Annotated in this window: 23 protein-coding genes and 3 tRNA genes; 14 read left to right on the top strand and 12 right to left on the bottom strand. The window is 36.6% G+C overall.

Annotation, left to right across the window (positions count from 1 at the left end; all coding sequences use genetic code 11):
- The first annotated feature begins 105 nt into the window (after positions 1 to 105).
- Entirely contained in the window at positions 106 to 1,197 is a 1,092-nt protein-coding gene (gene ychF / locus DRF59_RS18640; protein WP_115963761.1) for a redox-regulated ATPase YchF, read from the top strand.
- 71 nt (positions 1,198 to 1,268) lie between these two features.
- Here ychF and DRF59_RS20960 read toward each other — a convergent pair whose 3' ends face one another.
- The 4 genes from DRF59_RS20960 to DRF59_RS18650 are packed head-to-tail and all read right to left on the bottom strand — an operon-like array spanning position 1,269 to position 2,113.
- The gene (locus DRF59_RS20960; protein ID WP_167456704.1) at positions 1,269 to 1,433 is read right to left on the bottom strand and encodes a hypothetical protein; all 165 of its coding nucleotides are present in this window, start codon (positions 1,431 to 1,433) and stop codon (positions 1,269 to 1,271) included.
- A gap of 40 nt (positions 1,434 to 1,473) precedes the next feature.
- Positions 1,474 to 1,644, bottom strand: coding sequence for a hypothetical protein (locus DRF59_RS20965; RefSeq protein ID WP_167456705.1), 171 nt, complete (start codon positions 1,642 to 1,644; stop codon positions 1,474 to 1,476).
- A gap of 39 nt (positions 1,645 to 1,683) precedes the next feature.
- Positions 1,684 to 1,881, bottom strand: a complete 198-nt coding sequence (locus tag DRF59_RS18645; protein WP_115963763.1) for a hypothetical protein — start codon at positions 1,879 to 1,881, stop codon at positions 1,684 to 1,686.
- Between the two features lie 34 nt (positions 1,882 to 1,915).
- On the bottom strand, positions 1,916 to 2,113 hold the full coding sequence (locus tag DRF59_RS18650; RefSeq protein ID WP_115963765.1) for a bacteriocin: 198 nt from the start codon (positions 2,111 to 2,113) through the stop codon (positions 1,916 to 1,918).
- Between the two features lie 307 nt (positions 2,114 to 2,420).
- On the opposite strand from DRF59_RS18650, the gene DRF59_RS18655 reads away from it, so the two are divergent.
- Both DRF59_RS18655 and DRF59_RS18660 read left to right on the top strand, forming a co-directional pair.
- Entirely contained in the window at positions 2,421 to 3,359 is a 939-nt protein-coding gene (locus DRF59_RS18655; protein WP_115963767.1) for a helix-turn-helix domain-containing protein, read from the top strand.
- An 89-nt stretch (positions 3,360 to 3,448) separates the two neighbouring features.
- Positions 3,449 to 4,213 carry an SDR family NAD(P)-dependent oxidoreductase gene (locus DRF59_RS18660; RefSeq protein ID WP_115963769.1) on the top strand — a complete coding sequence of 255 codons (765 nt, stop codon included), beginning with the start codon at positions 3,449 to 3,451 and terminating at the stop codon, positions 4,211 to 4,213.
- A gap of 73 nt (positions 4,214 to 4,286) precedes the next feature.
- Here the strand turns inward: DRF59_RS18660 and DRF59_RS20970 are convergent, their stop codons facing one another.
- Together DRF59_RS20970 and DRF59_RS18665 are read right to left on the bottom strand one after the other, a co-directional pair.
- Positions 4,287 to 4,457: a hypothetical protein gene (locus DRF59_RS20970; RefSeq protein WP_167456706.1), complete on the bottom strand. Its 171-nt coding sequence runs from the start codon at positions 4,455 to 4,457 to the stop codon at positions 4,287 to 4,289.
- Between the two features lie 124 nt (positions 4,458 to 4,581).
- Positions 4,582 to 5,742: a methionine aminotransferase gene (locus DRF59_RS18665; RefSeq protein ID WP_115963771.1), complete on the bottom strand. Its 1,161-nt coding sequence runs from the start codon at positions 5,740 to 5,742 to the stop codon at positions 4,582 to 4,584.
- A 220-nt stretch (positions 5,743 to 5,962) separates the two neighbouring features.
- Here DRF59_RS18665 and DRF59_RS18670 point away from each other — a divergent pair, with 220 nt between their 5' ends.
- From DRF59_RS18670 to DRF59_RS18705, 8 genes are all read left to right on the top strand, one after another.
- Positions 5,963 to 6,508, top strand: coding sequence for a DUF2867 domain-containing protein (locus tag DRF59_RS18670; RefSeq protein ID WP_157967474.1), 546 nt, complete (start codon positions 5,963 to 5,965; stop codon positions 6,506 to 6,508).
- A gap of 189 nt (positions 6,509 to 6,697) precedes the next feature.
- Positions 6,698 to 8,584 carry a DNA topoisomerase IV subunit B gene (locus tag DRF59_RS18675; RefSeq protein WP_115963775.1) on the top strand — a complete coding sequence of 629 codons (1,887 nt, stop codon included), beginning with the start codon at positions 6,698 to 6,700 and terminating at the stop codon, positions 8,582 to 8,584.
- A gap of 43 nt (positions 8,585 to 8,627) precedes the next feature.
- A complete protein-coding gene (locus DRF59_RS18680; RefSeq protein WP_115963777.1) occupies positions 8,628 to 9,104 on the top strand; it encodes a hypothetical protein in 477 nt (158 codons plus the stop codon).
- A gap of 7 nt (positions 9,105 to 9,111) precedes the next feature.
- Entirely contained in the window at positions 9,112 to 11,700 is a 2,589-nt protein-coding gene (locus DRF59_RS18685) for a DNA gyrase/topoisomerase IV subunit A (protein WP_115963779.1), read from the top strand.
- A 45-nt stretch (positions 11,701 to 11,745) separates the two neighbouring features.
- Entirely contained in the window at positions 11,746 to 12,387 is a 642-nt protein-coding gene (locus DRF59_RS18690) for a rhomboid family intramembrane serine protease (protein ID WP_115963781.1), read from the top strand.
- A gap of 31 nt (positions 12,388 to 12,418) precedes the next feature.
- The gene (locus tag DRF59_RS18695) at positions 12,419 to 13,522 is read left to right on the top strand and encodes a helix-turn-helix domain-containing protein (RefSeq protein WP_115963783.1); all 1,104 of its coding nucleotides are present in this window, start codon (positions 12,419 to 12,421) and stop codon (positions 13,520 to 13,522) included.
- A 144-nt stretch (positions 13,523 to 13,666) separates the two neighbouring features.
- Positions 13,667 to 14,452 (top strand): SDR family NAD(P)-dependent oxidoreductase, encoded by a 786-nt coding sequence (locus tag DRF59_RS18700; protein WP_115963785.1) that lies wholly within the window; start codon positions 13,667 to 13,669, stop codon positions 14,450 to 14,452.
- Positions 14,449 to 15,417, top strand: a complete 969-nt coding sequence (locus DRF59_RS18705) for an NAD-dependent epimerase/dehydratase family protein (RefSeq protein WP_115963787.1) — start codon at positions 14,449 to 14,451, stop codon at positions 15,415 to 15,417. The genes DRF59_RS18700 and DRF59_RS18705 overlap by 4 nt, the downstream gene beginning before the upstream one ends.
- A gap of 40 nt (positions 15,418 to 15,457) precedes the next feature.
- Here the strand turns inward: DRF59_RS18705 and DRF59_RS18710 are convergent, their stop codons facing one another.
- Genes DRF59_RS18710 through DRF59_RS18735 form a run of 6 tightly spaced genes read right to left on the bottom strand, consistent with a single transcriptional unit; the run spans position 15,458 to position 19,819 of the window.
- Entirely contained in the window at positions 15,458 to 15,817 is a 360-nt protein-coding gene (locus DRF59_RS18710) for a DUF4180 domain-containing protein (protein ID WP_115963799.1), read from the bottom strand.
- Between the two features lies 1 nt (position 15,818).
- Positions 15,819 to 16,841: a serine hydrolase domain-containing protein gene (locus tag DRF59_RS18715; RefSeq protein ID WP_115963789.1), complete on the bottom strand. Its 1,023-nt coding sequence runs from the start codon at positions 16,839 to 16,841 to the stop codon at positions 15,819 to 15,821.
- Between the two features lie 27 nt (positions 16,842 to 16,868).
- Entirely contained in the window at positions 16,869 to 17,717 is an 849-nt protein-coding gene (gene prmC / locus DRF59_RS18720) for a peptide chain release factor N(5)-glutamine methyltransferase (protein WP_115963791.1), read from the bottom strand.
- Complete coding sequence (gene yaaA, locus DRF59_RS18725; protein ID WP_115963801.1) at positions 17,718 to 18,476, bottom strand: peroxide stress protein YaaA; 759 nt, start codon at positions 18,474 to 18,476, stop codon at positions 17,718 to 17,720.
- A 4-nt stretch (positions 18,477 to 18,480) separates the two neighbouring features.
- Positions 18,481 to 19,182, bottom strand: a complete 702-nt coding sequence (locus DRF59_RS18730) for a CPBP family intramembrane glutamic endopeptidase (RefSeq protein ID WP_115963793.1) — start codon at positions 19,180 to 19,182, stop codon at positions 18,481 to 18,483.
- A 25-nt stretch (positions 19,183 to 19,207) separates the two neighbouring features.
- Positions 19,208 to 19,819 (bottom strand): L-threonylcarbamoyladenylate synthase, encoded by a 612-nt coding sequence (locus tag DRF59_RS18735; protein ID WP_115963795.1) that lies wholly within the window; start codon positions 19,817 to 19,819, stop codon positions 19,208 to 19,210.
- Positions 19,820 to 19,920: 101 nt separating this feature from the next.
- On the opposite strand from DRF59_RS18735, the gene DRF59_RS18740 reads away from it, so the two are divergent.
- From DRF59_RS18740 to DRF59_RS18750, 3 genes are all read left to right on the top strand, one after another.
- Positions 19,921 to 19,993 (top strand) — tRNA-Met (locus tag DRF59_RS18740).
- Positions 19,994 to 20,031: 38 nt separating this feature from the next.
- Positions 20,032 to 20,104 (top strand) — tRNA-Met (locus DRF59_RS18745).
- 38 nt (positions 20,105 to 20,142) lie between these two features.
- A tRNA-Met gene (locus tag DRF59_RS18750) sits at positions 20,143 to 20,215 on the top strand.
- Positions 20,216 to 20,220: the final 5 nt, after the last annotated feature.

The raw sequence follows: 20,220 nt of genomic DNA on the forward strand, positions 1-20,220 counted from the left end.
CTATCTTTGCACGCTGAAAGTTTAAGGTTCACAACCAAGGTAAGGATAATTCCTCCTTAAGTGCTGAACTTTAAACCCTAAACCTTAAACTTTGAATTTTACAATATGAAATGTGGAATCGTAGGCCTGCCGAATGTAGGTAAATCAACTCTTTTTAACTGTTTGAGTAATGCAAAAGCTCAGTCAGCAAACTATCCTTTCTGTACCATCGAACCGAACCTTGGAACGGTTTCCGTACCGGATCAGAGATTGTTTGAACTTGAGAAAATTGTAAAGCCTGAGAGGGTTTTACCGGCGGTAGTTGAAATCGTTGACATTGCAGGTCTTGTTAAAGGAGCCAGCAAAGGAGAAGGATTGGGTAACCAGTTCCTTGCGAATATCCGTGAGTGCGAAGCGATCATCCATGTTTTAAGATGCTTTGATAATGGAAATATCGTTCACGTTGAAGGATCTGTTGATCCGTTAAGAGATAAAGAAATTATTGATATCGAATTACAGTTAAAAGACCTTGAAACTGTAGGAAAAGCAGTTGAAAAAGCGAAAAAATTCATCAAATCAGGAAAAAAAGAAGATATTCTGACTTATGAAACGCTTCAAAATCTGCAGAAATTCCTTGAAGACGGGAAAAATGCGAGGGAATTTGCTGCCGATGATTTCGCAAAATCTGTAATCGGGGATGTTCAGCTGTTAACCAATAAGCCTGTACTTTACGTTTGTAATGTAGATGAAAACTCTATCAAAAACGGAAATGAATGGATTGGTAAGATTGAAGAGATGGCACAGAATGAAGGTGCTGAAGTGGTTGTTTTGGCTGCTCAGATCGAGGCGGATATCAATGAGCTGGAGACTTTTGAAGAAAGACAGATCTTCCTTGAAGAATTGGGCCTTGAAGAGCCGGGAGTGAACCGTCTGATCAGAAAAGCTTATGACTTATTAAAACTTCAGACCTATTTTACTGCAGGAGTAAAAGAAGTAAGGGCATGGACGATCGGAAAAGGATGGACAGCTCCGCAGGCAGCTGGAGTGATCCATACAGATTTTGAAAAAGGGTTTATCCGTGCAGAAGTGATCAAGTATAATGATTATATTACTTATGGCTCAGAAGTGAAAGTGAAAGAAGCCGGAAAACTTTCTGTAGAAGGTAAAGAATATGTGGTTCAGGATGGAGACATCATGCACTTCAGATTCAATGTATAGAAATATTAAAGTTAGTTATAATAAAAAAACGCTTCCATGAATTTGGGAGCGTTTTTTGCGTTATAAAAAAATTATTCAAGTTCAATAGGTCCCGGCTGGCATTGTGGTTCCGCACAGCTTAAGGAAATTTTGCTGCAGACAAGGGTAGGCAGCCAGCACATTTCTTTGCCTCCTGAAACTAATCTTAGCTCTTTTTTGTTTAATTTCTTTCCTTTGTTTAAAGTTTGGCTGTTCATTGCTTTTTATTTTATATGGTTATTACTGTAGCTTTTCAAACTAATCTAAAGGAGGATGCGTAATAAACTGGCATTTTCTTTCTGCACAAGCGGATCCGATTTCAGTACAGACACCTGTTGCCGGATCAATACACAATCTTAACCCCCCGGTGATTACTCTCAGCTCTTTTTTGTTCAATTTTTTAGCGTTGTTTAAAGTTTTGTTTTTCATATTGTTTGTTTTAAATGAGTTTAGTATGATATGGAAACGTTATGGTTGTGGTCTGCATACTTTCTGCGCACAGCTGACAGAGATTATAGTACAATTTCTTGGATCATCAGGAGGGTAGGTTTCACATGGCCATTCAGGGCATAATACCGCTTCCATACAGTCCAGTAAACCTCCTGTTATGGATTTCAGCTCTCTTTTATTCAGTTTTTTTCCTTTGATTACATTTTGCTTTTTCATAGTGCAATTTTTTATTGATGTGATGATTTTATAACTATGGTCTGCATTCTTTTTGCCCGCAGTATGGAGAAATTTTTATACAGCCATTGGCATCAGCCTGAGATTCGCAGGGATTGGTGTCAGGATACGGCGGACAGGGTTCGGCAGGCATACAATTGATCAAACCACCAGCAATGGTTTTTAGTTCTTTTTTACTTAGTTTTTTGCCGGGTTGTAAAATTTGATTTTTCATTGTTTTGATTTTTAGATAGTTAGTTTAAGACGAATGTAATAAAAATAAATGAACGTATATCACTTTTTTTTGAAAAAATATAAAATTATTTAACCACTGTGTTTTTTTTAATGCATATAATTCATTTGTTTAAGGGAATAATTAAGAAATTATAAAAAAAATACAATGTGTAAATATCCATGAGGTGAGAAAAAGGAATCAAATGAAATATCGTGCTGATAAAAATGACTTTCTGTTTCAGTTTTAAACATATTTGCCGGTGTACATTCTGTAACTTCGTATATTTGAATTTTACAAATCATTGAGTATGGAAAAAACATCCTATACATCCCTGGAGGATTTTTATAGGGAGATGACCGCTAAACTGGGGAAAGATCTGGAAAGTATTTTTCCAAAAGGACTTCATAAGGATATAGGCCATTTCAATGTATTTGATATTGCACAGACTATAGAAAGAGCAAAGATGACTTCTGAAATGCCTTATAACAGAAGAAAATATTACAAAATCAGTCTGATCCGGGGTAAAAACAGGGCAGAATATGCAGATAAGGTTATTTCAATACAACAAAATGCACTTTTATTTGCCACGCCTAAAGTTCCTTATCACTGGATTCCAGAATCTCCTGAACAATCCGGTAGTTTTTGTGTATTTACGGAAGACTTTTTCATCAAAGATAAATCGTATAATAATCTTGAATATCTGCCCATCTTTCAGCCGGGTGCAGTGCCGGTATTTGAGATTGATGATGATCTTGCGAATGAAATAGAACATCTTTTTACAAAAATTAAGAAAGAGATTGAATCCGACTATGTCTATAAATATGACCTGATCAGGAATTATGTGCTCGAACTGATTCATTATGGGCAAAAGCTTCAGCCTGCAGCAAGAATCTCTACTTCTAATGATGCATCAATGAGGGTGGTTTCTTTATTTATAGAATTGCTGGAAAGACAGTTTCCCATAGAATCTCCTGATCAGCGATTGCAGTTGAAAACAGCAAAAGATTATGCAGACAGGCTCGCTGTTCATGTTAATTATCTCAACAAAAAGCTAAAAGAGAATACAGGAAAAACAACCACGGAGTTTATTGCAGACCGGGTTATTCAGGAAGCTAAGATACTCTTAAGGCAAACCAAGTGGAATGTCTCCGAGATTTCCTATGCTTTGGGTTTTGAGGAAATTGCCCATTTTTCAAACTTCTTTAAAAGAAAGACAGCATTTGCACCGCTGGAATTTCGCTCATGATTTGAATTTTGCAAATTTCAGATTGATTCAAGCAAACTCTTCTGTCCGGAAAAATCCCAACTTTGTATCATCAAAATAATCAAAATACAATGAACACAAAAACAAATATCGCACTGGTAACCGGAGGGAGCCGTGGATTGGGGAAAAACTCAGCGCTTAAAATTGCTCAAAAAGGATTGGACGTTATTATTACGTACAGAAGCAACAGAGAAGAAGCGGAAGCTGTGGTAAATGAAATAAAATCAATGGGAAGGAATGCCATCGCATTTCAGCTTGATACGAAAGATATCAAAAGTTTTGATGCTTTTGTCAAAGACGTAACCAGTCATTTGCAGGAAAGTACAGGTGGTACACATATTGATTATCTTATCAATAATGCGGGAACAGCCTTATATTCACCCATTACGGAAGTAACGGAAGAAGAGTTGGATGATGTGGTGGATATTCACTTTAAAGGAGTGTTTTTCCTGACTCAAAAATTATTGCCGTTTATTAATGATGGAGGAGGGATTATCAATGTGTCTTCAGGACTGGCAAGATTTGCCACACCGGGATCTTCTATTTACGGATCAATAAAAGCAGGGGTAGAAATGCTGACGAAATATATGGCTAAAGAGCTGGGATCAAGAAAAATCAAGGCTAATGTTGTGGCTCCGGGCGCTATTGAAACTGATTTCGGAGGAGGAAGAGTGAGAGATAACGAAGAGGTGAATGCAATGGTAGCAGGAGCTACGGCTCTGGGAAGAGTTGGTCTTCCTGATGATATCGGTGGTGTAGTAGCTTTCCTATGTACAGAAGATGCAAGATGGATCAATGGACAAAGGATTGAAGTCTCAGGGGGAATGTTTTTATAAGCCCGATACTGATAAAAGAAAACCCAGCCGGGAAGGCTGGGTTTTCTTTTGTTCTTTATAATTAATGAATACATCAATTCCAGGGTTCCCGGGGTTGATCTTCTTTACATTTCGGTTCAGCACATCCGTTGCTATACCAGATGCAGTATCCATCAGGATTTACACACATTTCAAGTCCTCCTTTTACCATTCTCAGCTCTTTTTTGCCCAGCTTTTTTCCTTTTAATACAGTTCGGTTTTCCATAATATTGGTTTTTAAGATATTATACTGTTACGAATATAGATAAAAATGAATAATAAATCTCTATCCGGAGAATATAATTATGATGTTATACCCAGGATAATAGATTTATTTTTAATAAACGGATTTATAGAAGAGGTGAGACTTTTGTCAGATTCTCAATAGCTTTTTCAAGTGTTTCCTGCTTTTTGGCAAAGCAAAGCCGGATAACCTTTTCATCAATTTTATTTTTATAGAATGAAGAAAACGGAACACTGGCCACCTTGTATTGAACGGTAAGTTCAGTTGCAAAATCAAAATCGCCTTTATCTGAAATTTTATTGTATTTAACTGCCTGAAAATAGGTTCCTTCACAATCCAATATCTCAAACGAAGTTCCTGAAAGCCCTTTTCTGAGAAAATCTCTTTTTTCCTGGAAAAACTGATTCAAATGTGTATAATGCTCTTCATTCTTCATGTATTCTGCCAGAGCAAGCTGGATGGGAGTATTTACACAGAATACATTAAACTGATGAACCTTTCTGAATTCATCCGTTAAACTTTTAGGGGCTGCACAATATCCCACTTTCCAGCCCGTAACATGGAAAAGTTTCCCAAAAGAGGCAATGAGAAGACTCCTGTCTTTCAACTCCGGATATTTACAGATGCTTAGATGTTCTTTTCCGTCAAAAACAATATTTTCATACACTTCATCACTTAAAATAAGAATAGAAGTTCCTTTTACCAGCTCAGTCAGCTTCAGTATATCATGCTCTTTCAGGATTCTTCCGGAAGGATTGTTGGGATTATTAAGAATGATCATCCTGGTTTTTTCGCTGACAAGTTTTTTTATAGCAGTCCAGTCAATTTCATAATCCGGAGCTTTCATTTCAAAACGTTTTACTATACCCCCGAAAAGTTCTACCGTTGGTTCATAACAATCATAAGCCGGTTCAAAGATAATCACTTCATCATCCTTTTTAATAAAAGATGCAATAGCCGTGAAAATGGCCTGAGTTCCGCCTGCGGTAACGGTTATTTCAGTATCCGGATGATAGACTGCCTGGTGGCTGTTTTCGATTTTCCGTGCGATTTCTTCCTTTAATCCGATCATTCCGCCAAGAGGAGCATACTGGTTGAAGCCCTTTTTAATAAAGTGATCCACATGATTCAGCAGTTCCGGATCGGGCATAAAATCAGGAAAACCCTGTGACAGGTTGATGGCTTCATTTTCATTGGCAAGCTGAGTCATCTGGCTGAAAATAGTAGTTCCTACATTTGAAAGTTTAGATAAAGGAAGTTGTATCATAAAACAGTTTTGTTGATCGAATTTAATGAAATATTTAAAAAACCGGTTGAACTTATGAATAAAAAATAAAAAAATAAGTGTAAAACTGGTGTTCCGGGATTTTTATAGTTATTGAATTTCAGTTTACAATATGATTTTAAACATGTGTTTGAATTTTTCTTTTAAATCCACTGAAAGATAATTATATTTGTTTGATATACAACTATTAAAAACAATGACAATGAAGATTAAAAAGACAGAGTTTCCTGAAATATCCATTTTATCTCCGGGAAGAAAAGATTTTGACTATATAGATAGCTTTAAAGGTTATTTTTCGGATAGGAACCGGAATATTGAGATCTCAGAAATCGGAAAAGCTTTCTTTTCAAGCGGAACGAAATGGGGAAGCAAAATGTTTGCCATCAGAAATAAACTGGTGAGACTATTCGGACTGAAAACCGGATCTGAAACAGGAATGCAAACAGGGAAAGATTTTAAATGTGAAGTAGGAGAACGTGTTGGGATTTTTGAGATATTTGCTAAAACCGGCAACGAAATTGTTCTTGGAGAAAATGATAAACATCTGGATTTCAGAGTTTCTCTTTTAGTGGACAAGAGTAAGGAAAATCCGGAGGAAAATTCCCTTACCATATCCACTACCGTAATATATCATAACTGGCTGGGGCTTCTGTACTTTATACCTGTACGGCCTTTTCATAAACTGATTGTGCCTGCTATGCTGAAAAATATGATTAGCAATCTGGAAAGTAAAAAACAAAGTTTTTAAAAATGATTAAAATACAGAGAATGAGAGAAAAGTGAATAAATTTTTCACATGATGTTGATAATTTCTTAAATATATAATTTGATTGATAATGATACAATGGTTGTAGTGGAATATTGGAAAAAAACAAGCTGAAAAAATTCGGATAATTTTGGACAATTTTGTACTTTTGTATGTTTGCTGAAATCATATATGTCACAAGAAATAAATCCAACCTATTCCGAAGATAATATCAGAACCCTCGATTGGCAGGAACACATCCGTTTGCGCCCCGGTATGTATATCGGGAAGCTCGGTGATGGTTCTTCTGCTGATGACGGTATTTATATCCTGTTAAAAGAAATCCTTGATAACTCTATTGACGAGTTCAGGATGAAAGCCGGAAAAAGAATTGAAATAAAACTGGATGATGGTAAAGTTACGATCCGGGATTTTGGACGTGGAATTCCATTGGGGAAAGTAGTGGATGCTGTATCCAAAATGAATACCGGCGGTAAGTACGACAGTAAAGCGTTCAAGAAATCAGTCGGGCTGAACGGGGTGGGTACCAAAGCTGTAAATGCTCTTTCGGACTATTTCAGGGTACGTTCTTTCCGTGACGGAAAAATGAAGGCTGCAGAATTTTCCCGCGGTCTCATTAAAGAAAATTTTGATGAAAAGGATACTTCTGACAGAAATGGTACAGAAATTTCCTTTATTCCTGATGGAGAAATATTCCTGCATTTTAAGTACAGAAAAGAGTATATCGAGAGAATGCTCCGGAACTACGCTTATCTGAACCCCGGTTTGAAAATTATTTTCAACGGAGAAACATATTATTCTGAAAACGGTTTGAAGGACCTTTTGGAAGAAGAACTGGAAAGCGACATCCTTTATCCGATCGTCCATCTGAAAGATCATGATATTGAAGTTGCCATCACCCATTCCGATAAATCCCAGACCGAAACTTACTTTTCGTTTGTAAACGGACAAAATACCACACAAGGGGGAACCCATCTGAATGCTTTCCGTGAGGCATACGTTAAAACAATCCGTGAATTCTTCAATAAGAGCTTTGATGCTTCCGATATCAGAAAATCCATTATTGCAGCAATCTCAATCAATGTAGAAGAGCCGGTTTTTGAATCCCAGACCAAAACAAAGCTTGGATCTAATGATATGGGACCCAATGGCCCAACGGTAAGAACTTTTATCATTGATTTTCTGAAAAGTAAACTTGATAATTTCCTGCATAAGAATCCGGAAATTGCGGAAGCCATTCAGAGAAAAATCCTGATTTCTGAAAGAGAAAGAAAAGAACTTTCCGGAATTCAGAAACTGGCAAGGGAAAGAGCTAAAAAAGTTTCTCTCCATAATAAAAAGCTTCGTGACTGCAGACAGCATTACAATGATCAGAAGGCAGAAAGAAAAGGAGATACGCAGATTTTCATTACCGAGGGAGATTCAGCATCCGGATCCATTACAAAGTCAAGGGATGTTGAAACACAGGCCGTATTTTCGTTAAAAGGAAAACCTTTGAACTGTTATGGCCTTACTAAGAAAGTGGTGTATGAAAATGAAGAATTCAACCTGCTTCAGGCAGCCTTAAATATTGAAGAAAGTCTGGAGGATCTGAGATATAACCAGGTGATTATAGCAACTGATGCCGATGTAGACGGTATGCACATCCGTTTATTGATGATTACATTCTTTTTACAGTTTTTCCCTGATCTGATCAAAAACGGACACCTTTATATCCTACAGACCCCGTTATTCAGGGTAAGAAATAAAAAAGAAACAAGATACTGCTATACAGAAGCAGAAAGAATAAAAGCGTTAAATGAGCTTGGGAGAAATCCCGAAATTACCAGGTTTAAAGGGCTTGGAGAAATATCTCCCGATGAGTTTAAACATTTTATAGGAAAAGATATCCGGCTGGAGCCTGTAGTGGTAGGAAAAGATCAGACTATTGATCAGCTCCTTGAATTCTATATGGGAAAAAATACTCCGGACAGGCAGACTTTTATCCTTGAAAACCTGGTAGTAGAAGATGACACAGATATTGATAAAAAAGAAGTTTTGGATGAAGTGAAAAGCTAAGGATCAAGAAATAAAAAACTGACTATAAACATTAACCAATCAAATGAGACTAAGTAACCGTAACAAAGCTTCAGTTTATAACTTTGTCAATACGTTGCTGCTAATAGCTGTAGCATTAGGAATAGTAGTGTTTTTTGCCGACAGACACAGGCTTAAAGCATTGGGAGACGAAAGTTATTTACTGATTATTGTTCCTGTCGTAATCTTGTTGGCGTTTCACCTGAACGGCAGGCAGATCTTTGAATATGACAGTGACGGAGAAGCGTTAAACTTTAAAAACAGGAATATCATTCCTTTTTTGAATAAGCCGCTTTATGATGAATTTCCTAAATATAAACTGATAAAATATGAGGTAATCTGTATTTTTTTTATTAAACGATTATATGTCACCGTTTCAAGTAAGAATAATGGCTCTACTGTTTTAAAGTACCAGATTTCTTATTTGACTCAAAAAGAAGTAAACAATTTAAAATTCTCTCTGAATAAAGTAGTCAAAGCTAATAAAGAGAAAAAAGATTAAAAAACAGATGACAGAAGAATATTCGCATGAGGGAGAAAGCCTAAAGAAGGTTTCCGGACTTTATAAAGACTGGTTTCTGGATTATGCTTCCTATGTAATTCTGGATAGAGCTATCCCTTCGGTATATGACGGGCTGAAGCCGGTTCAGCGAAGAATTATGCACTCTATGAGAGAGCTGGAAGACGGCCGGTACAATAAGGTGGCCAATATCGTGGGAAATACCATGAAGTACCACCCGCACGGTGATGCTTCCATTACTGATGCCATGGTGCAGATCGGGCAAAAAGAACTGCTGATAGATACTCAGGGAAACTGGGGGAATATCTATACAGGAGATTCTGCTGCTGCTGCAAGGTATATTGAAGCGAGACTGACCCCTTTTGCATTGGAAGTAGTGTTCAACCCTAAAACAACTGAGTGGACAAAATCCTATGATGGCAGAAATAATGAACCGATTGACCTTCCGGTAAAGTTTCCATTACTATTAGCTCAGGGAGTGGAAGGAATCGGGGTAGGACTTTCTACTAAAATTCTTCCACATAACTTCAATGAACTGATCAATGCTTCCGTAGCTTATCTGAAAGGAAAGAAATTTGAACTTTATCCTGATTTCCTGACAGCCGGTTATCTGGATGTTTCCGAATATAATGACGGGCACAGGGGAGGAAAAGTGAGAGCCAGGGCAAAAATTACCCAGACAGATAAACATACGCTCGTTATTTCTGAACTTCCTTATTCAAAGACAACAAGTGACCTGATTGACTCTATTCTAAAAGCAAATGAGAAAGGGAAAATCAAGATCAAAAAGATTGAAGATAATACATCAGATAAAGTAGAGATCCTGATTCATCTCCATAATGACGTTTCACCGGATAAGACGATTGATGCTCTGTATGCATTTACCGATTGCCAGGTGACTATTTCTCCCAATGCATGTGTGATTGTAGGTGATAAGCCGATGTTTATGAATGTTTCTGAGATCCTGAAAATGAATACGGATCATACGGTTTCATTGCTTAAAAAAGAGCTTGAAATAGAACTTCACGAATTGCAGGAAAGCTGGCATTTCTCCTCACTGGAAAGAATTTTCATTGAAAACAGGATCTATCATGATATTGAAGAGGTGAAAACCTGGGAAGATGTGCTAAAGACCATTGACAAAGGATTGAAACCTCATACCAAACATCTTTTACGAGCAGTAACGGAAGAAGATATTTTAAAATTAACCGAGATCAGAATCAAGAGAATCTCAAGATTTGATTTAGATAAGTTTAAAGAAAACATAGCTGCTCTTGAAGGTAAAATAGAGCAGGTAAAACATCATCTGGCTAACCTGGTGGCATATGCTATTGAATACTATCTGAATATTCAGAAAAAGTATGGAAAAGACAGACAGAGAAGAACGGAACTTAGGATCTTTGATACGATTGATGCGACAAAAGTAGCCGTAGCCAATGAAAAGTTCTATGTGAATTTTGAAGAAGGGTTTGTCGGGACATCTTTGAAAAAAGATCAGTATATGTTCGACTGTTCAGATATAGACGATATCATTACTTTCAGGAAAGATGGAAGCATGAAAGTGGTCAAAGTGGAGGCCAAAACATTTATAGGGAAAGATATTCTTCATGTTGCAGTCTGGAAGAAAAACGATAAAAGAACGGTGTATAATATGATTTACCGCGAAGGCAGGGAAGGACCGTATTATATGAAACGTTTTTCAGTAACAGGGGTAACCAGAAATACAGATTATCCGTTGGCATCAGATAAAAAAGGTTCAGAAGTGCTTTATTTTTCAGCCAATCCGAATGGAGAAGCAGAAACAGTAACGGTGCTTTTAAAACCAAATCCAAGGATCAGGAAGAATAAAATGGAAATCAATTTTTCTGAACTGGCTATAAAGGGACGTGATTCCAAAGGAAATCTTGTAACCAAATATGCCGTGAAGAAAGTAGATTTGAAAGAAGAGGGAGTTTCTACACTGGCCCCGAGAAAGATCTGGTTTGATGATACTGTAAGAAGACTGAATGCAGATGCAAGAGGTACATTGCTGGGAAGCTTTAAAGGCGATGACAAAATATTGACAATCAATACAAATGGAGAAGTAAAACTGGTTTCATTTGATCTAGGGAACCGTTTTGACGATGAATACCTGGTGTTGGAAAAATGGAAACCTGAGCAGCCGATCACCTGCATTTATTATGACGGGGAAAAGGATATTTACTTTATCAAGAGATTCCTGCTGGAGAATACAGTAAATGTTCAGACCTTTATGCCATCCGACCACCCAAAATCATTCATTGAGAATGTTATTGTTGCGAATGATGCGACAGCAGAAATTATCTTTGCCAAAGATAAAGGAAAAGAACGTGATCCTGAAACCATCAATATTGATGAGTTCATTGCAGTAAAAGGAATAAAAGCAATAGGAAACCAGTTTACTAAATTTAAAGTAAAAGCAATCAATATTACAATTCCGGAGCCTGCAGAAGAAGAACCGGAAGTGTATGAAGAGCCGGAACAAACCGGGGATACGGATGATGACGGAGGAATAATCGGTGATTTGTTCCAAAGTGATGAAAATAACGAAAATGAATAAAAATAAAGGTATTTTTCACATTTTCAAATAAAGAAAAAAGATCAGATGAATATAGTTGTTTTAATCATTATTGCTGTTACATGTATCTTTAGTTACATGGGATTCAACAATACAGGCCTGTTTGAAAAATATAAATTTAATGTTGGAGCAATAGCGAACCGTAAAGAATATATAAGGCTGGTGAGTTCGGCATTTTTACATGCGGACTTTATGCATTTGTTCTTTAATATGCTTTCCCTGTATTTTTTTCAGGGAGTGGTTATTCATTTTTTTGGTGAAACAGGATTTCTGATTGTTTATTTCGGTTCAATGATTTTAGGAAACCTGTTCAGTTTGCAGATCTATAAAAAACAACCGTGGTATTCTGCTATTGGTGCATCCGGCGCTGTTTCGGGGATTATTTTTGCTTCCATAGCCATGGCTCCAAATGAAATCAGTGTCAATTTTTTACCTGGATGGTTATTTGGAACGCTGTATTTTGGTTATTCGGTATATATGATGCTGAATCCGAAACAATGGGACAACCTTGGGCATGCTGCCCATTTAGGAGGAGCTTTCTTCGGACTCGTTTATTCCATTGTGATGCATCCTCAGCTGGCAATGAGTAATATGCTGTTCCTGGGTATAATGTCACTTCCTTTAATCTATTTAGGGTATGAAATTTTTGTACGGAAACGAATAGGATAAAAGACTATTTTTACTGAAAATATCAAAACCAATGAACACATCAGAATTAAACAGTTTCATCGTGATACTTATCTATGGTTCATTGGTTTTGCTTTCCCTGCTGAAACTGACCAATCCTTTAAAGGTGAACAGAAAGGCAAATTTCTGGTTTGGAATCTTCTTATTCCTCTGGTCTACTTTCTGGATGGATGAAGTTCTGTTTCTCATTACCGATTCAACAGTGGAGTTCCATTCCCTGTTTTTGGTTAAGTTGATTCAGTTTTTCACCCCTATTGTTTTTTACTTTAGTGTATTATTCTACACCAACCCCTCTTTTACCTTTAAAGTTACCGATGTAAAGTTTTTATTACTTCCGGTAGCCTTTCTGATTTGTCTTGTGCTGATTAAACTGGGATTTTTTACACCGTTTGACTATCTGAGTATTATTCTCATCCTTATCCAGGCATTATTTTATACCGGATATTCTTATATTACGATCAGAAGACATCAGAAAAAGATCCAGCAATTTTCTTCCAATACGGAAGGGATCAACCTGAACTGGCTGGAATACATTATTGTGGTTCTTTTTATCGTTAATATTATTTATGTAATCTATAATCTGTTATATGATCCTAAATCTTTAAACTTTTTCATTAATACCGTTTTCCTGATGGTGATTTACTGGGTTGCCTATTACTCGCTGAAGCAGAAAGAAATTTATCCTCTGGAGGAAAAACAAAGACAGGAATTAATTTCCATGAATGAGAATCCTGATGAAGAAGAAGTAAAAAGAAAACTGATCACAGATGAAGAATTGATAAAAATTAAAACGCATCTGCAAAGTACAATGAACTCACAAAGACCTTATCTTGACAGTGAGCTTAACCTTATTAAGCTTGCAGAAATGCTGTCCGTTTCCACCCATCACTTATCATATGTGATCAATACCGGTTTCGGAAAGAACTTTTTCCAGTATGTCAATGAATACAGGATTGAATATGCTAAAAAGCTTTTGAAGGATACGGGCAGTAAATTTTCGATTCTTGGGATTGCCTATGAGTCGGGGTTCAATTCTAAAACGGCTTTTAATACAACCTTTAAAAAATTAACAGGACAAACCCCTTCAGAATTTAAAAAAATAAGTTCAGATTTATAAGTTTGAACGTTTGTTTATTTTTAAATATCTGAATTTCAGTGTGTTTTTTATTTTTTGTTCTTAAGATAAAAACCTGTTCGTTCAGATAATTCTGAACATTACAACAACGTTTTGACAATAGCTTTGCTCCATAAAATTTGTTTTATGGATATCAAAGAATCATATGCTGTAGTTACAGGAGCCAGCCAGGGTTTGGGAAAAGCATTTGCTGAAAATCTGGCAAAGAAAAAAATTAATCTTATCCTGGTAAGCCTTCCGGGGCAACATTTAAAAGAACTGACAAGAGAGCTTGAAATACACTATCATATTAAAGCCCATTATTATGAAGTAGATCTGTCCGTCAATGAAAATGTGATGAAGCTTACAGCATGGCTTAACGAATCTTTTGATGTTCATATTCTTATTAATAACGCAGGACTTGGAGGAACTAAAAAATTTACAGAAGCCACCTCAGATTATATCAATACAATTCTTCAGGTAAATGTTACCGCAACCTCACTGATTACCCATCAGCTGCTTCCCAACCTTTTGAGGCAGCCAAAAGCATATATTTTAAACGTTTCAAGTATGGCTGCCTTTTCTCCGATAGGATTTAAAACAGTATATCCTGCATCGAAAACATTTATTCATTCATTTTCAAGGGGACTTCATGAAGAACTGAAAGGAACAAATGTTTTTGTAAGTGTGGTGAATCCGGGAGCAATGAAAACCAATACCGATGTTTGTAAAAGAATTGAGAAACAGGGCTTTTTAGGTAAATTAACATTACTGAATCCTGATAAAGTGGCCTCCAGGTGTATCCAACAGCTATTTAAAAAAGATTCCGTAATTATGGTAAATCCAATAAGCTGGCTGGTGATGAAAGTTTTACCGATCTGGATAAAGCTTCCTTTGATGACCCAGGCGATAAAAAGAGAAATAGAAGCATGAAAAAAGTTTTTGTAACCGGAGCTACGGGGCTTCTGGGAACCAATGTTGTCATTAAATTATTAAAAGATGGTTATTTTGTTTTTGCTTTGGTGCGCCAGAAAAGCAGCTATTTGGGCCAAAAGAACGAAAATCTGAAACTCATAGAAGGGGATCTGAACAGCGACATTTCTTTATTGTTAAAAGAAGTATATTGTTTTATTCATATAGCAGCCGAAACGCGCCAGAATCTGCTTCGGTATGAAGAATACAGAAAAGTAAACTATAATATGGTAGTAAATTTATTTGAGCAGGCTAAAAACTGCGGAGTAAAAAAGTTTCTGTTTGTCAGTTCAGCCAATACGTTAGGATATGGAAATGCCTTACAGCCTGGAGATGAAAAAAACGGCTCCAGATACCCTTTTACAAGATCCTGGTATGCGCAAAGCAAACTGGAGGCTGAGAATTATCTCTTACAGGCTGATCATGAAATAGAACGGGTTATTTTGAATCCTACTTTTATGATCGGGGCTTATGACAGTAAACCAAGCTCAGGAAAAATAATTTTCTGGGCCTGGAAAAAGAAACTGGTCTTTTATCCAAAGGGAGGTAAAAATTTTGTTCATGTTGAAGATGTGGCAAACGGAATTATACAGGCTATAGAAAGGGGTAAAAGTGGGGAAAAATATTTGCTGGCAAATGAAAATATGAATTACAGGGATTTTTTTAAAAAGGTAAACAAAATAACAGGCCAGTACCCTGTTATGATTCCGATTCCGAATCTCATATTAACTTTTTTAGGCTGGACAGGAGATGTTTTCAGAAAACTGAATATACAAACTAATCTTTCTTCACCCAATATGAAAGCACTTCAGATTCATAATTATTATTCCAACCTGAAATCAATAGCAGATTTAAAGATACAATATCAATCAGTAGATAAAGCTATTGAAGATGCTATTGAATATTTTAAAGTTAAGCATCAGTAAAGCAATATCACTTATAACCTATTCTTAATTGCAGAAAAGTCTATTTTGAAAGCTGTTCCAGTGCCTCTTCCAGCACTTCAACAAAAATAACATGTCCGGTTTTATTACTTTCAAAGATAAAATCCTTCATACTCTTGCTTCCGTATTTGTCAAAATTGCCTACAATAGCCAATCCTATACGATAGTTTGAGAATTTCTGGAGGATTTCTCCTGCTATTTTGGTTTTTAAATCGAAGAATTCCGGGGTAATATTTTTTTCATAAAGAATAACTTTGTCAAACCCCTGATAATAGATATTTCCCATAAGATCCAGCCCATCCTGTGCAGATTGTACAATCATATTGTCAGAAATAATTTCTGCAATTTTTATATTGTTGATTTCGTGTGGTTGAATAGTCATATTATCGTACTGTTTTTCTGATGTCATGTAAAAAATTGCCTGGCGAAAATGAATCACCCTGATTGGTAAGTGCAATAATACAGCTGTTATGCTGCAGGTCTCTCCAGAATAAAGCTTTAAAACCGTTCAGTCCGCCTGTGTGCATTGCAGATTTTTCTCCGTTCTTATTTTCTATAAACCATGCGAATCCGTAATTTGATATCTCTCCGTCAGACAATGGAAAGGGAGAGTACATCGTACGGGTATTTTCTTTACTAATTAAAGTATATTTCCGTAAAGCCTGATAAAATTTATAGAGATCTTCGGGAGTAGAATAGATCCCGCCATCTCCTGTTGTTAAAATTGAGTAATTATCCGGTTGTTTCTGTTTATTATATCCTGATGCTATATTCTGGATCACTGTACCAGATTCATACACATGAGTATTGCTCATTTTTAAAGGAGTAATGATGTGGTCATTGATAAATGTGCCGTAAGATTTTCCGGAAACCTTTTCAATAATCCGGGAAAGAATTATATATCCGCTATTACAATACTTAAACTTGCTGTCGGGAACAAAATCAAGGCTTTTAAAATGATAAAGCCAGTTAATTACCTCCTGATTTGTTAATCCTTTTTTTGAAAGTATATTTTCATAATCTCTGATCCCTGAAGTATGATGCAACAGCTGCCTGATCGTAATATGTTTAGCATATCCGGGAAGTTCAACAAACCGGGAGGCTTTATCATCAAATTTTAATAACCCTTTTTGCTCTAGCATGATAATAGCTGTAGCAGTAAACGGTTTGCTGAGAGATGCAATATAAAACGAAGTATTTCTGTCTGCTTCCAAAGCTTTTTCAAAGTTGCGGAAACCAAGGGCAGTGTCACAGACGACCTGACCATTTTTCACGATCAGAACAGAACCGTTGAACTTTCCTTTATTGTAATATTCATTCACAACATCCTGAGGATGCTGTTTGCATGAGACCAGCTGCGTAATGAGTGAAATACCGACAAGGATATTCCATATCAAAGTTTTCATAGGAAATAGGTTTGGAAGTAAAATTACTTATTTCCTTCCATAAATAAACCGGTCATTTCCTGATAAGTCTTTTAATAATTGTACAATGGAAAAATCAGTATAAAGTTCCAGGGTTTCAAACCCTAATTTCTGATTGATTTCTAAAAACAACAGTCCACCATCTTTCAGGTACTTTTCAGCATCTTCCGCAATCTTCCTGTAAAAGATCAAGGCGTCAGCAGTAGGAGAGAAAAGAGCCATTTTAGGTTCAAATTCTTTCACTGAATCAGCAATTTCAGGTTCTTCTTCTATTCCAATATACGGAGGATTTGAAATAATGATGTCATAACTTTCAGTCAGTTCAAAATTAAGATAATCAGCGTGAATGAAATCTATATCCAATTGATGATAATCAGCATTTCTTTTGGCTGTTTCCAGCGCATTTGCAGAAAAATCTATAGAAGAGACTTCAGCCCCAGGGAAATGTTTTTTTAAAACCAGCGGAATGATACCGCTTCCGGTACCGATATCCAGGATTCTTAAAGTCTGAATATTTATTGATGAGCTCTGAATCTCACGAATAGCCATTTCAAGAAGTTCTTCCGTTTCCGGACGGGGAATCAAAACATTTTCATCAACGAAGAATTTCATACCATAGAATTCTGTTTCACCTATGATCTGCTGATAGGGTCTTCCGGTTTTTAATTCCAGAATAAAATCCTGAAGCTGCTTTTCGTCATCCGCTAAAAGTTCCTGTCCGGAAGATCTTCTTTGCTGAAAATTATCAAAACCTACAATTTTTTGAATCAGTAAAGAAGACAGGAAAGAACTCTCCGACTCGGTATAAAGGCCGGAAAGTTCTGCTTTAAAGTATTTTTTAAATGCTGAGATTGTCATCTATCTTGTAAAAACCAGTTTTGTATCGGTAGACTTCTCTTCATCAATTCGGTAACCTTCATAATTGAAAGCTTTTACATCATTCAGGGTTTTGGCATTTGTTTCTGCACAAAATCTGACAACCAGACCCCTTGCATGTTTGGTATAGACAACGATGGTCTTTAGTTTCCCGTCTTTCAATTCATAAAAATCGAAATCAATCACCTTATGATTCAGTTTTTTCCTGTCGATCACCTTTCCATATTCATTGCTGGCAAGATGAAGGAGGATTTCACCTTTTTTCATTTCAGCATTCAGCTGTTCCGTAATTTTTTCTCTCCAGAATTCGTACAGGTTTTTATATTGGTCAAATTCAAAAGGTCTTCCCATTTCCAGCCTGTAAAGCATCACTTTGTCCGATGGCTTCAGCAGGCCATATAACCCGGAAAGCATTCTGTAGTTTTTCTGCAGATAATCTACAGCGTCCTTACCAAGGGTCTTGGCATCCAGCCCCCGGTATACTTCTCCGGTAAAGGCAAACATGGCGGGAGCAGATTCTTTCGCTGTTGGTCTGGATTTCCATTTTTGATTTCTTTCCCAGTTTTCATCAGCCAGTTTGGGTGAAATTTCCATTAATTCGGAAAGATATTTCGGAGATTTTTCTTTTAAATACGATTGTATAAATGCTGCCTCTTCAATGAATTTTGGAGTGGTGGATCTCAACAGGTCCGTTGAATTTTCCACATTCATCAATTTTGCAGGTGAGGTTACAATTTTCATAATGTTAAAATACAGATAAGTGTTTAAAATCAATAAAATTCATGATCATCAGAGAAATAAAATCAATTAAAAAATGACATAAGATCAGAACTTTAATATTTGAATATAATTTATAAAACATGGCAAAAATGATTCCGATAAAGGAAGTCACCATAACCTGGCCTATTGTGCCGTAAGTACTATGAAGAATACCAAATAACAATGCGGATCCAATGATTCCTGTATGAGGACTGTTGTATATTTTTTCAAGTCTGGGTTGTATATATCCGCGCATCAGCAGTTCTTCCATAATACCCGCCGTAAAGCATGTAAAAATAATTAAAAAATAATTGTTCTTCAATACAGAAGAAAACTGAATAAGTTTATCGCTGGTTTCTTCATAAGCCACGATGTGAAGTAAAAAATTAAGGAAAGCAGCACCTGCGACACAAATCAAATATAAGCAGCTGACGGCCTTACCATAAAAAGCTGCCGGATACTCTTTTTCTTTTTTAAGAAGAAACGGCCCTTTTTCAATAAAAAAGCTGTATAATAATATAATAATCAGAATGATCCACAATATAATCCTGCTCAGAAAGAAACTATAGGCTGAAAAGCCTTTGATTCCGGTAAAGAAACTGACCACAGGAAAAGCATATAACATCACCAGTGCCAGAAGGACAAAAGCGAGCAGGACTCCGAAAGAATATTTTCCGCTAAGACTCATATAGCTGTCAGCTGTCAACCTTAAACTAGATAATCCCTTTTCCCTGTCGGATAATCTCAGGTTCTCCTGAAGTAAGATCTACAATGGTGGAAGCAATGTTATCTCCATATCCTGAGTCAATAACAATATCTACAAGATGATCGTATTTTTCTGCGATAAGTTCGGGATCTGTGGAGTATTCTATAATTTCATCTTCATCCTTAATGGAAGTTGAAGCAATTGGATGTCCTAATTTTTCAACAATAAGCTGCGGAATAGAGTGATCCGGTACACGAATACCAATTGTTTTATGTCCTTTATAAGCCAAAGGTAAATTTTTATTAGCTTCAAGGATAAAAGTAAAAGGTCCCGGCAGATGACTTTTTAAAAATCTGAATACCGAGGTTTCAATAGGCCTTGTGAAATCGGAAAGATGGCTCAGATCATTACATATGATTGAAAATTTTGCCTTTTCCAGCTTTAATTTTTTAAGCTGTGCTAACTTTTCCATGGCTTTGATGTCAAAAATATTACATCCCAACGCATAAATAGTATCTGACGGATAGATGATCAAACCACCATTATTTAATGTTTTAATTACCTCATTGATAAGATTTTCCTGAGGGTTTTCCGGGTAAATTTTCAATATTTTTGCCATAAAACAAAGATACAAATAATAAAATAGTTTTTATAAAAGTCCTTTATTTAAAAGAAAAATTAGGAATTTTAAAAAAATGTCGTACATTTGCAATCCAATATCGCGGGATGGAGCAGTAGGTAGCTCGTCGGGCTCATAACCCGAAGGTCATCGGTTCGAGTCCGGTTCCCGCTACTAAGTCAGTGCTTTCGGTAAGCACTTTAAAAATACACCGCGGGGTGGAGCAGTAGGTAGCTCGTCGGGCTCATAACCCGAAGGTCGCACGTTCGAGTCGTGTCCCCGCTACTAAGCCAGTGCTTCCGGTAAGCACTCTAAAAATACACCGCGGGATGGAGCAGTAGGTAGCTCGTCGGGCTCATAACCCGAAGGTCATCGGTTCGAGTCCGGTTCCCGCTACTAAG

The sequence above is a fragment of the Chryseobacterium flavum genome (genome assembly GCF_003385595.1).
Classification (GTDB): domain Bacteria; phylum Bacteroidota; class Bacteroidia; order Flavobacteriales; family Weeksellaceae; genus Chryseobacterium; species Chryseobacterium flavum.